Source organism: Pseudoalteromonas sp. SCSIO 43095 (genome assembly GCF_023650455.1).
Lineage (GTDB): Bacteria > Pseudomonadota > Gammaproteobacteria > Enterobacterales > Alteromonadaceae > Pseudoalteromonas > Pseudoalteromonas tetraodonis.
Window position 1 is genome coordinate 459,360 of the sequence record NZ_CP087995.1, and the last position, 13,497, is coordinate 472,856.

Sequence of the window (13,497 nt, forward strand, 5' to 3'; positions counted from 1 at the left end):
CCCAGTACTTTACTGGGCTTAAGCGTTTATTGGTGGTTAAGTACTATGATTAAGCAAGGCCTTAAGTTTACCTGGTTTTACTGGTTTACTTAGGTAATGAATATTTTCAGCTTTGGTTGTTTGTTTTAGCTCGGTGTCACGCACCGCGGTAATTAAAATTGCCGGAATGTCGCTTTGCCAAGTCTCTCGCAGTGTTTTAATTAAAGTAATGCCATCCCAATCATTACCTAATTGATAATCCATTAAAATAACATCGGGCGCTGCATGCGCTTTAGCATACGCTAACACAGCATCAACTTTGTCGAATAAGGTGTAATTTGCCCGCCATTTTTTCAATAAGCTGGCCATCGCGGCTAAGTTTTCAGGATCGTCATCAACGGCAATAATATTAATCGCAGCGCGGTTGTCTACGATATTTTGATTTGTTTGTTTTTGTTGCACTAATTGCGCATCACCATAAGGCACTTCTATACTAAATCGACTGCCTTTATTAGGTAAAGAAACCACATCAATCGGCAGGCTCAGTAAATCAGCCATACGTTTAACTACCCCTAGACCAAGGCCTACGCCTTTATTGTCGCCCGCTTCAATTCGGTAAAAGTCGTTAAATATTTTTGCCTGTTCAATATCGCTAATGCCTGGGCCTGTATCCCATACTTCTATGCGTAAACTGTGTTTACGATTTCTGCAGGCAATTAGTACTTGGCCATTTTCGGTGTATTTAATCGCATTAGAAAGCAAGTTTTGTAGTATTCGGCGCAAGTAGGTAATGTCACTATGCACTATTTGCTTATTTGAGCGCACTGTAAATGACAGTCCTTTATCGCTTGATAAAATGGCATATTCACTTTTGAGAGGGTCTAAAATATCGTCAATACAAAAGTGACGTGGGCTTGGGGTCATTGCGCCTTGTTCTAATTTTGCAATTTCGAGTAAGGCCGACATTAAATGCACAGTTGAATCTAAACTGTCGCCAAGCTTATTAAAATTATTTTTATTCGTGGTGTCTAGTTGTGTTTCATCAATCGCGGCAAGGTATAAACGTGCAGCATTTAATGGCTGTAAAATATCGTGACTGGCCAATGCTAAAAAGCGAGTTTTACTATCATTAGCTTGTTCTGCCTCGCGCTTGGCTAAAGTAAGTGCTTGCTCTGTTTGTACGCGGCTATCTATTTGTGCTTGTAGATTACTATTAATCGTTTGTACTTCTTGGGTGCGGGCTTCAATACGGTTTTCTAAGTCCATATTAATTTCTTCTAGCGCATTTTGAGTACTAATGTGAGTAGTAATATCAGAAAAACTGGTTACAAATCCGCCATCAGGAAGTGGGTTACCAATCATTTCATACACTTGGCCGTTTCGACGATGGCGAATAAAGTGATGTGAACTACCATTTTTTAAATGCTGAACTCGCTTATCAACATGACGGTCAATTTCACCTGGGCCACATTCACCGCGCTCTGCGTTATACCGGATTATTTCCTCAATAGGTTGGCCAACTTGTAAAAAGCCCTCGGGGTAGTTAAACATTTCACTGTAGCGCTTATTCCAAGCCACGAGGTTAAGGTCTTTATCTACAACGGATAGGCCATGGCTTAAGTTCTCTAACGAGGTAAACAGCAAGTTTTGATTAAACTGCAGTGCTTGTGTGGTTTCATCAAAAAAGTTTACCACCTCTTCAAACGCCATGCGTTTGCCCGACGATACGGTATGAATAAGCGCTTGCGCCGACGAGGCACCTAATACCCCAGTAAGTGCACGTTCGCAGTAGGCAATAAAGTCAGCGCGAGGGTGAGCATTGTTGTCGTTTAAGTCGTGATGAAGCGCATAGTGTGATAATACTTGCTGGCTACGTTGAATGCCTAAAAAGGTCTGTAGCAGTATTTTGAAGTCGTATACCGTGGCTTTTACATTTTTATTTAATCGGCGCGATAAAATAGCCTGATCTTTTGGATTAACAAAAGCAGCCGCTTGAATTTTATCGATTAAGCGCTCTTCAGCCCCTAGCGAAAAACTAATGTAACAGCCAATATTGGCGAACAACGCGATAAGTGTACCGCGTGTAATTAGGGTTTGTTGTAACTCACTGTCTAGTGGGTTGGGGGCATCTAAAATAGGCAACATTAAAAACAATACCCAACAAATAACCCCAGCGAGTAGCCCGGCATAGACACCATAGGCATGGCCTTTTCGCCAATATAAGCCACCTACAATGGCAGGCAATAGTTGCGATACCAATGAAAAAGCAACCAATCCCATACTAGCCAGTGCACTGCCATTACCAAACCATTGCTGATAGAAGTAAGCTAAAATAAGCACCCCAGCAATGGTAAATCGACGCACCAGTAAAATACGAGACTTATAGCTGCTGGTAATTAAGTTACGTTTAAATTTACGACGTAACATTAACGGCAGTACCACATCATTTGAGATCATGGTACTTAACGTTAATGTGGCTACAACAATCATGGCTGTAGCTGCTGAAAGCCCTCCAATAAACACAAACGTAGTTAAAAAAGCATTATCGTGCAACATAGGCAGTGCCAGTACAAAGCTGTCTGGTGATAAGCTGCGGCCTATTTCGGGGTGAATCGCAGCGGTGGCAATAGGTAAAATCATTGCTGCTGTTAATAGCAAATACAGCGGAAAGGCCCAACGCGCAGTGAATAAATGGCGCTTATCTTGGTTATCGACCACGGTTACATGAAATTGGCGTGGCAAACAAATAATAGCCGCTGCTGCCATAAGTGACTGGCCGATAAAATTAAAACTAAAAAAGTCAAAGTGTGTCCAATACATCCAAATAGACTCGGCGACTTGGCTAGAGCTCTCTGTAGGTAAATTAAATAAGCTGTATATCGCAAGCCCAGCAACGGCGGCTAAGGCAAACAGTTTAACTAAAGATTCAAACGCTACAGCGAGCATTAAACCTGAACGGTATTCGGTTACATCAACTTTGCGCGTACCAAAAAATATAGCAAATAACGCCATCATTAACGTGGCCGATAGCGCCAAAATATCCCCTGATATCTGATTGCTGTTTTGTAGGAGTAAAAAGCTAGAGCTGAGTGCTTTTAATTGCAATGCAATGTACGGAATGGTGGCCAATAAGGCGATTATTGTCACCATAATGGCGGTGGTTTGACGCTTACCATAGCGGGCTGAAATAAAGTCGGCAATAGTGGTGATATTTTGTTTTTTACTCACCAGTACCAGTTTACGTAAAAAGCCTTGACCGAAAAAAAACAATAAAGCGGGGCCTAACAATATAGGTAAAAAACTCCAGCTACTGGTCGCTGCTGTGCCTACTGAGCCGTAGTAAGTCCATGAAGTGCAATAAATACCTAGTGCAAATGAATACACAAACGGGTGATGACTAATACGCTTGGCAAGTGGCGTGGTTTTATCCCCCCAATTAGCCAGCCAAAACAGCACGCCTATGTAGCCAAAGGCAACAATGAGTAGTACAGCCGTCATGTTTATTTAACCTTGTAGAATATTTTTATAATTTGCCATAACTATACCCAAACTATTTCAAGATGCGAGCGTCAGTTGGCATTTGAGGCCGTTTGGTTATTTACAATACCTGGCAGTGGATTAAGTTAGGGGTATACATTTTATTTATATTATCTATAAATAAAATAACCATTTGATTTTTAAGGTTTTATTTTAAATTGGTTGTTTGGTTAGACTAATGTCTTATTCCCACGCTTTACTCAAAAATTGGCGTAAACATCTCGCAAAAAAATTAATTAACTTACTGAAATTAAAGTAGTTCACTTATTGTTTACTAATTAAACGCCTACAGTTTACAAAAACGTTAACACATTGTTACGACCATTGTCGCAATTCAATATTTGAGTAGCGTTGCTAAATTGATTAACGAATATAAAAAACCACCCATCGTAATCTTGCGATGTTTAAAGGGGAAAATAAAAATGGCTTTTAAAAATGAAGAACAAGCAAAAGCTTATTGGGCAGAAAACATTTCATTACTGTTTAAGTTATTAGCGGTATGGTTTGTGGTCTCTTTTGGCTTTGGCATATTACTTGTAGATGTACTAAATGAAGTACGTTTTTTTGGGTTTAAACTTGGCTTCTGGTTCGCCCAGCAAGGCGCGATTTATACCTTTGTAGCTTTGATTTTTGTGTACGTTTTCAAAATGAATACGTTAGATAAAAAATATGGCGTAGACGAATAGGAGCTAAGCAATGGATGTTCAAATACTCACTTTTATAATCGTCGGTTTAAGCTTTGCGCTTTATATCGGCATTGCAATCTGGGCTCGTGCAGGGTCAACAAATGAATTCTATGTTGCCGGTGGTGGTGTACCTCCACTAGCCAATGGTATGGCAACTGCTGCGGATTGGATGAGTGCTGCGTCATTTATTTCAATGGCAGGTATTATTTCGTTTGCTGGCTATGACGGTAGTGTTTACTTAATGGGGTGGACGGGTGGTTATGTACTACTGGCCATGTGTTTAGCGCCTTACTTACGTAAATTCGGCAAGTTTACTGTACCAGACTTTATCGGGGATCGTTACTACTCACGTACTGCGCGTTTAGTGGCTATTTTATGTGCCATCTTTATTTGTTTTACCTACATTGCGGGCCAAATGCGTGGTGTGGGTGTGGTGTTCTCTCGTTTCTTAGAAGTTGAAATTGAAACCGGCGTTTACATCGGCATGATTATTGTTTTCTTTTATGCTGTACTTGGTGGCATGAAAGGCATTACTTACACGCAAGTTGCGCAGTACTGTGTACTGGTATTTGCTTATTTGGTACCGGCTATTTTCATCTCGATGATGGCAACCGGTCACTTTTTCCCACAAACAGGGTTTGGTGCCACGCTAAGTGATGGTTCAGGCATGTATGTATTGGATAAATTAGATGGTTTAAGTGCTGAGTTGGGCTTTGGTCAATACACTGAAGGCTCGAAGAGCATAATTGATGTATTTGCAATCACAGGTGCTCTTATGGTCGGTACTGCTGGTTTACCACATGTAATTGTTCGCTTTTTCACTGTACCTCGCGTAAAGGACACACGTATTTCAGCGGCGTGGACACTGGTATTTATTTCTATTGTTTACACAACAGCACCCGCAGTAGCTTCGTTTGCCCGTGTAAACATGATTGACACCATTAATGGTAAAGACGGTAGCGGCACAGCGTATGCAGATGCACCAGCTTGGATTAAAAACTGGGAACGTACAGGCCTAATTACCTTTAATGATAAAAATGGTGACGGCAAAATGTTTTACACATCAGGTAAAATCACTGACCCTAATAGCGCGAACGAAGTAAACGTTGACCGCGATATTATGGTACTAGCGAACCCTGAAATTGCCGACTTACCAGCATGGGTTATTGCACTCGTTGCTGCTGGTGGTATTGCCGCGGCACTATCGACTACAGCGGGCTTACTATTGGTTATTTCAACCTCAGTATCGCACGATTTGCTAAAACGGACACTCAAACCGGATATAACCGACAAGCAAGAATTACTTGCAGCGAGGTTAGCAGCGATGATTGCTATTGTAATATCCGCCTACTTTGGGATTAATCCGCCAGGATTTGTGGCCTCGGTTGTTGCCTTTGCCTTCGGCTTAGCGGCGGCGAGCTTCTTCCCTGCAATTATTATGGGTATTTTCTCTAAATCAATGAATAAACATGGTGCAATTGCAGGCATGGTAACGGGTATCACCTTTACTGCTGCATACATCATCTACTTCAAGTTTGTGAGCCCTGAGCTTAATAGCCCAGAAAATTGGTTCTTAGGTATTTCACCTGAAGGGATTGGTTTAGTAGGTATGATCATTAACTTTGCAGTAGCGGCAGTTGTAATGAAAATGACTCAACCAACACCAATTGAAATCCAAGAAATGGTGGAAGGCATTCGTAATCCTAAAGGGTCTAGTGAAGCGCATGCTCACTAATCCATATAGCTAATGATATAACGCATCAAAGCCCGACTTAAGTCGGGCTTTTTATTTGTTTAAATAATGACTACATTAAATAATCGCTATATTAAATAACCATATTTCAGGTTAAGTCGCTTTTTTATTGAGGATGATTTATGAGTAATGAGCAACAGGAAGTCGCGCAGTTTATTAACAAGCAAGCACCATTTTCAATGTTACAAGACAGCGCCTGCAGTTATTTTGTAAACCATCTGGATAGTATTTATTTGACCCGAGAAAACCAAACGCAATGGCTTAACAGTGAACAGCCTAAGTTATTTTTAATCCGCTCTGGGTTATACGATTTAGTCGATGCCAAAGGCGATACGGTAACGCGTTTAACTCAAGGTGATTACTTTGGTTACCCCTCTTTATTAACGGGAGATGCAATACAAAATAGCTTAGAAGTACAAAAAGAGGGCATAGTGTATATGCTCGACCAAACGCATTTTGATTATTTACGCCGAGAATATAAAGCCTTTGAGCAATATTTTGTCCGTGCACATGCAAATCGATTACTGTCATCGCATTATAAGAGCAACAACGACAGCTGGTCTGAGCGTAAAATATCAGAGATCATGACTCGCAAAGCGATAACGCTGCCCCCCGATGCCAGCATCCGTCATAGTGCTAAAAAAATGCAAGAGCATGGGGTTTCTTCAATAATGATCACCGAAAACTCGCACCTTGTTGGGGTGGTTACTGACCGTGATTTACGTAATCGAGTGCTTGCTGATGAGGTGGACCCCGCGCAAGCTATCAATAGTATTATGACCAATAAGCCTAAGTTTATATTTGAAAATAATCGTGTGTTTTCAGCGCTACACTTAATGCTTAAGCATAATATTCATCATTTACCTGTGCTTGATGAAAATCATAAACCGCTAGGTATGATCACTAGTACAGACTTACTACGCCAACAAAAAAGCGACCCTGTCCAGCTCATTGGCCGTATTTATAAAGCGCATAATGTCGCTGATTTAAAGCGTTACGCTAAAGAAATTCCTGAGTTATTAAAGGGGTTTTCTAATAATATTGATGATATTTCACTGATTGGAAAACTACTCAGCGGTTTAACTGATGCGCTAACCTCGCGGCTAATATTTTTATTTCAACAACAATATGGTGTTGCACCTACGAGCTTTAGCTTTATTTGTTTTGGCTCTCAAGCGCGCGAAGAGCAAACACTGCATTCTGATCAAGATAATGGCTTGTTATTACCCGATGGTCTAAACGATGAGCAGCACGCGTACTTTAAACAAATGGGTGAATTTGTATGTGAAAACTTAGTTGAATGCGGTATTCGTCGTTGCCCTGGTAACATTATGGCCAGCAGTGATGCGTGTCGAATGAGTGTCAGTGATTGGCGGGCGAAGTTTTTAAAGTGGATCACCAGCCCCACACCTCAGGCAATGCTCAACTGTAAAATATTTTTTGATCTGCGTTTTATTGAAGGATCAACCACGCTTTATAGCCAGTTTTGTGAAGAGTTAACTCATATTTCTCGCAACGATCTTTTTTATGCGGCAATGGCCAGCGATGTGAATACCAACAGCGCGCCGATTGGTTTATTCAATAACTTTAAAACCGAAAAAACAGAGCAACACCACAAGTATATCGATCTTAAAAAGCGCGGGGTGGTGATCATTAACGATCTGGCAAGGTTGTATGCATTAAAAGTAGGCATCCGTCGTGCTAACACCCAAGAGCGATTAGACGCCTTATTAAAGTATTCATTGTTAAGCAAAGAAGATATTTATAATTTAAAAGATTGTTGGCGATTTTTAACTCAGCTTCGGCTGCGCACACAAATAAACGAAGAGGGGTTACCCAGCAATTGTATAAACCCAGATAAGCTCAATTCGTTAGAGCGTCATCAGCTTAAAGAAGCTTTTTACCTAGTAAAACAAGCGCAGCAAGGCGCGGCGTTTAAATTTTCGCGTGGGAGTTTGTAACAACAATGGTTAAGCAGCTTATTACTCGTTATTTAAAGCGCCGTCATTTGCTCGTGCAAAGTGCTTTAAAGCAACGTTATTTAGTAATTGATTTGGAATTAACAGGGCTTGCTCCTAAACAACATGAAATTGTCTCGGTTGCTTGGGTACTGATTGATAACGAATGTATCAAAAACAGTCAGTCGCAGCATTTGGTTAATAAAGAGGTGAAAAGTTTAGAGCAGAGCCCCGTTTTTCATGGCATTAGTACTGACTCGGTGGCACAAGGGCAAAGTCTACAAAGCATTTTAACGTCTTTAAGCGCTCACTTTAGTGACTGTATTTTAGTATTTCATAATGCCATGCTCGATTGGGGTTTTTTAAAGTTAGCACTAAAAAATGCAGGGATCACCCAGCGCCCCAAGTTGATTATCGATACCTTACAAATAGAAAAAAAGCGTCTGCTAAAACATAGCTCAGATATAAAATTAGACGATTTAACTCTTAATGAATGCCGTAAACGCTACGACTTACCAAGCTATCATTGTCATCACGCCCTTACCGATGCACAAGCCACTGCTGAGTTGTTATTAGCCCAATGCCATCAGATAAGCGCCGGTAAGGAGCTCAAAGTAGGCGAGTTAACGTAAGTTGGGCAGAGCGAAGCGAAACCCAACCTATAAAGAATACATAAATACTAGATTACTGAGGCAGTTTACTTTTGTTTTTATTTGTATAACTATGGGAACGTGTGATTTATTATGAATTCAAGGAACGAATATGAAACTTATCATCGCTATTTTTATTACCTTATTCCCTCTTATTACTTTTGCTCATTCAAGCGTGCCAGCTAATCGTCACATTGCAGTGCAGGGGTCAGCTGAGGTATTTGTTGAGCCTGATATGGCTCAAATTATATTTGAAGTAAAAAGCACTGAAGCTACATTCCTTGAGGCTAAACGTGAGCTTGATGACCGGATTAGCTTGCTACTTGAACAATCAGACAAATACGGTTTTGACCAAAACGATGTTTATATATCGGGTTTAAAAAGCAAGGTATACACTATGATTGGTACAGAATCTGGGACTGTTTCAGGCGATAAGTATTTAGCCCTGAAAACAGTTAAAGTCACATTAAAAGATATTAAAAAAGTCGATGAATTTATTAATTTTGCTCAAAGCTTAAAAATAGACAATATCGAAAAAATTAATGGTTTATCCTCTAAAGTTAATCAGTTAGAGGCAGAAGCAACACAATTAGCAATCGATAACGCAAAAGCGAAGGGAAATAAGCTCGCTCAAGCTTTTGGCGCTGAACTTGGCAACGTTTACAGTATCAGTGCAAATTCCGGCAGCTCAGATTACGATTATGACGCGGGCGGTGTTAAGCACATTATTTTATCTAGCCATAGAAATAGCGTGGTTGCTAGTAATAACGAGAATCCATTTATGCAGCAGCAATATTTAGGCGCAACAATAAGCGTTAAAGCATCAATAAAGGTGGTGTTTGATTTAAAACTAAAATAGCAAACAGTGCAAATACCCACTAGCAGGACTAAAAGTAAAAGTGCAGTGTGTGTTGATTATGACGTTAATTTAAAGTTTCTAATGCTTGGCTCTTATAATCACAAGCAAGGTCGATTACAATACCGCCATCTAAAAGGCGACGCTGCCTTTCTCTGTACGTAACTAGAGTGGATTTTATATTTCATGGCAATCAAACTTGCAATTAATGGTTTTGGTCGTATTGGTCGAAATATTGTCCGTGCACTATACGAATCAGGCTTAAGCGACGAGATCAAAATTGTTGCAATTAACGAATTAGCCGACCCTGAAGCTATTGCCCATTTATTAAAATACGACACCTCTCATGGTCGTTTTGCTTTTCCAGTTAAACTAGGTGAAGACACCATTAGCGTAGCTGATGACACTATTGCGTTATTTTGTGAACAAAATCCAGTTGAATTACCGTGGCAAACGTTAGATGTTGACGTGGTGCTTGAATGTACGGGGGTTTACCACTCACGTGAGCACGCACAGTTACATATTGCCGCAGGCGCTAAAAAAGTGTTGTTTTCACATCCTGCGGATAATGATGTTGATGCCACTATTGTTTACGGTATTAATGACGATGAGCTTAAAAGCGAGCATACTATTGTCTCTAATGGCTCGTGTACAACTAACTGCGTCGTTCCTGTTATTAAAGTACTCGATGATGCCTTTGGCATTGAATCAGGTGCTATTACGACTATTCATGCGTCAATGAACGATCAGCAAGTAATTGATGCGTATCATCATGATTTACGCCGTACGCGTGCCGCCAGCCAGTCTATTATTCCTGTAGATACAAAATTAGCTCGTGGTATAGATCGTATTTTACCCAAATTTAAAGGTCGCTTTGAGGCCATTGCGGTCCGTGTACCGACCATTAATGTGACGGCGATGGATTTAAGTGTCACGGTTAATGCAGATGTAGATTTAAGTGCGGTTAATAATGCCCTTAAAGCACAAGCTAAAGACCGCCTTGAAGGTATTTTAAGTTACACCGAAGAGCCATTGGTATCGGTTGATTTTAATCATGACCCACATTCTTGTATCATAGATGGCACACAGACACGTGTTAGCCATAAACGACTGATAAAGTTATTAGTTTGGTGTGATAACGAGTGGGGATTTGCGAATCGCATGCTCGATACCGCGCGTGCTATGATGGCATTTAAGTAATATTTTAAACGTATTTGTAAGGGTCTGTTGACCTTTGCGGATTAATATTTGTTCAAACTAAGGGCAATTTAATCGCGGCGCGAGGTTTGTAACCTAGTGGGCTAAGTAAAAACCGAGCAACAAAGAGTTAATTGCCCCTAGGTAGAACCCTTTGGGCAGCGCCTGTTTGGCATTGATGCTGCGTTATCGCCTATTTATGGGGAATAACCACACCACATAGGCTCTGCCTTGCCTAAATACCAAACAGGCAGCTGCAAATTCAACCTTGAAAGGTCAACAGACCCTAGGTTTAGTATCGTTAACTAAGGAGATGTTCATGTCGGTCATTAAAATGGCAGATTTAGATTTAAACGGCAAACGCGTATTAATTCGTGAAGATTTAAATGTACCCGTTAAAGCAGGAAAAGTGACGTCAGATGCACGTATTCGTGCTGCGTTACCTACTATCAAACTAGCGTTAGAGAAAGGCGCGAAAGTGATGGTTATGTCACACCTTGGCCGTCCTACGGAAGGGCAATACGAAGAAGAGTTTTCATTGGCTCCGGTTGTCGATTACTTAAATGATGCACTTGAGCAAACAGTTCGCCTAGAAAAAGATTATTTAAACGGCGTTGATGTTGCAGATAACGAAGTCGTTGTTTTTGAAAACGTGCGTTTTAATAAAGGCGAGAAAAAAGACGACGAAACCTTATCAAAGCAACTCGCTGCATTATGTGACGTGTACGTAATGGATGCCTTTGGTACTGCGCATCGGGCACAAGCATCAACGCATGGTGTAGGTTTATTTGCTGATGTAGCGTGTGCCGGTCCATTATTATCGGCTGAACTTGAAGCGCTAGGCAAAGCGCTTGATAACCCAGCACGCCCATTAGTGGCGATTGTGGGTGGCTCTAAAGTGTCAACTAAGTTAACCGTACTTGATTCATTGTCTAAAATTGTTGACCAGCTTGTTACGGGTGGCGGTATTGCTAATACCTTTATTGCAGCTGCAGGTTACCCTGTAGGTAAGTCCCTTTTTGAGGCTGACTTAGTGGACGAAGCTAATCGCTTATGTGCAGCAGCAAAAGCTAACAAGGGTGAAATTCCGGTACCGACAGATGTTGTTGTGGGTAATGAATTCTCAGAATCAGCTGTAGCAACACTTAAAGATGTAAGCGAAGTTACCAGCGACGATATGATTTTTGATATTGGTCCTGATACAGCAAACAAACTTGCAAAAATTATTGCTAATGCGGGCACCGTTGTATGGAATGGCCCAGTGGGTGTTTTTGAATTTGATCAGTTCGGTAATGGTACACGTGCCATTGCCCAAGCGATTGCTGATTCAAAAGCGTTTTCAATTGCAGGCGGTGGTGACACTTTAGCAGCAATTGACAAGTACGGCATTAGTGACAAAGTTTCGTATATTTCTACCGGTGGTGGTGCTTTCTTAGAGTTTTTAGAAGGTAAAAAACTGCCTGCAGTAGTGATGCTAGAATCACGTGCTAAGTAATACGTAAAGTATTAGCTAGCCGTTAGGCAGATGTGGAGTGTCCGCATCTGCTACACTTAACTGATAAATACCTCTCACTTTTATTTATTAGTTATTTAATTCGAATTTTAGGCATTAAGCTTTAAGGTTCGAGGTGTAGTTATTGCACCAAACTAACAAATCCGTTCAAACTAGATAGTTTAATGACTATCGATAAATTGGAGAATACCCAATGGCTTTAATCAGTATGCGACAACTTCTGGATCATGCCGCTGAGCATGGTTACGGTGTACCCGCGTTTAATGTAAATAACCAAGAGCAAATGCGCGCAATTATGGAAGCGGCTGATAAAACAAACAGCCCTGTTATTGTGCAAGGTTCTGCGGGCGCACGTGCGTATGCCGGTGCACCTTTTATTCGTCATATGATTTTAGCGGCAGTTGAAGAATGGCCACATATCCCCGTGGTTATGCATCAGGATCACGGTACATCACCGGGTGTATGTCAACGTTCAATTCAGTTAGGTTTTTCATCAGTAATGATGGATGGCTCGTTAATGAGCGATGGCAAAACTCCGTCAAGCTACGATTACAACGTTGATGTAACACGTAAAACAGTTGAAATGGCACACGCATGTGGTGTTTCAGTTGAGGGTGAGCTAGGTGTATTAGGTTCACTTGAAACCGGTGAAGCGGGTGAAGAAGACGGCGTTGGCGCTGAGGGTAAACTTACCACAGAGCAAATGTTAACGAATCCAGAAGAAGCGGCAGATTTTGTAAATAAAACCCATGTTGATGCGCTGGCTATTGCCTGTGGTACATCACACGGTGCCTACAAATTTACGCGTCCACCAACCGACGATATTTTAGCGATTGATCGTATTAAAGAAATTCATGCGCGTATTCCAAACACGCACTTAGTAATGCATGGCTCGTCTTCTGTACCACAAGAGTGGTTAGAAGTGATTAACCAATACGGTGGCGAAATTCCTGAAACATACGGTGTGCCAGTTGAGCAAATTGTTGAAGGTATTAAATACGGTGTGCGTAAGGTAAACATTGATACTGACTTACGTTTAGCGTCTACCGGTGCGATTCGTCGTCATTTGGCAATGAACCCATCGAACTTCGACCCACGTAAGTTCTTAGCCGCTGCAACACAAGCAATGACTGACATTTGTATTGCCCGTTACGAAGCGTTTGGTACTGCGGGTCAAGCAAGTAAAATTAAGCCAATTTCATTGGATGAAATGCACCTTAAATACTTAAGCGGTGAGTTAAATCCAAAAATAAAATAATGAGCCAATAACGGCGATACTCTCGCACTCATTATAAAAAGCCAGTTGCTTACGCTCTGGCTTTTTTGATCTGAGGGGATCAGTATTTTACTTACTGATAAATCTGGGAT

At 41.1% G+C, this 13,497-nt stretch carries 9 protein-coding genes; 8 read left to right on the top strand and 1 reads right to left on the bottom strand.

Annotation, left to right across the window (positions count from 1 at the left end; translation table 11 throughout):
- Positions 1-36: 36 nt before the first annotated feature.
- A complete protein-coding gene (locus LOC50_RS02110; RefSeq protein ID WP_214552698.1) occupies positions 37-3,477 on the bottom strand; it encodes a hybrid sensor histidine kinase/response regulator in 3,441 nt (1,146 codons plus the stop codon).
- 461 nt (positions 3,478-3,938) lie between these two features.
- Between LOC50_RS02110 and LOC50_RS02115 the strand changes: the two genes are divergently transcribed.
- The 8 genes from LOC50_RS02115 to fba all read left to right on the top strand — a co-directional run bounded on the left by LOC50_RS02115 (position 3,939) and on the right by fba (position 13,387).
- Positions 3,939-4,202, top strand: a complete 264-nt coding sequence (locus LOC50_RS02115) for a DUF4212 domain-containing protein (protein ID WP_008464847.1) — start codon at positions 3,939-3,941, stop codon at positions 4,200-4,202.
- Positions 4,203-4,212: 10 nt separating this feature from the next.
- Positions 4,213-5,937 carry a sodium:solute symporter family protein gene (locus tag LOC50_RS02120; RefSeq protein ID WP_250653533.1) on the top strand — a complete coding sequence of 575 codons (1,725 nt, stop codon included), beginning with the start codon at positions 4,213-4,215 and terminating at the stop codon, positions 5,935-5,937.
- Positions 5,938-6,077: 140 nt separating this feature from the next.
- Entirely contained in the window at positions 6,078-7,916 is a 1,839-nt protein-coding gene (locus LOC50_RS02125; RefSeq protein WP_036981446.1) for a DUF294 nucleotidyltransferase-like domain-containing protein, read from the top strand.
- Between the two features lie 5 nt (positions 7,917-7,921).
- Positions 7,922-8,545: a 3'-5' exonuclease gene (locus LOC50_RS02130; RefSeq protein ID WP_069440146.1), complete on the top strand. Its 624-nt coding sequence runs from the start codon at positions 7,922-7,924 to the stop codon at positions 8,543-8,545.
- 130 nt (positions 8,546-8,675) lie between these two features.
- Positions 8,676-9,422 (top strand): SIMPL domain-containing protein, encoded by a 747-nt coding sequence (locus LOC50_RS02135; protein ID WP_250653534.1) that lies wholly within the window; start codon positions 8,676-8,678, stop codon positions 9,420-9,422.
- Positions 9,423-9,605: 183 nt separating this feature from the next.
- A complete protein-coding gene (epd, locus tag LOC50_RS02140; protein ID WP_036981451.1) occupies positions 9,606-10,619 on the top strand; it encodes an erythrose-4-phosphate dehydrogenase in 1,014 nt (337 codons plus the stop codon).
- A gap of 316 nt (positions 10,620-10,935) precedes the next feature.
- Positions 10,936-12,111, top strand: a complete 1,176-nt coding sequence (locus LOC50_RS02145) for a phosphoglycerate kinase (protein ID WP_250653535.1) — start codon at positions 10,936-10,938, stop codon at positions 12,109-12,111.
- A 211-nt stretch (positions 12,112-12,322) separates the two neighbouring features.
- Positions 12,323-13,387, top strand: coding sequence for a class II fructose-bisphosphate aldolase (gene fba, locus LOC50_RS02150; protein ID WP_008111197.1), 1,065 nt, complete (start codon positions 12,323-12,325; stop codon positions 13,385-13,387).
- Positions 13,388-13,497 lie beyond the last annotated feature (110 nt).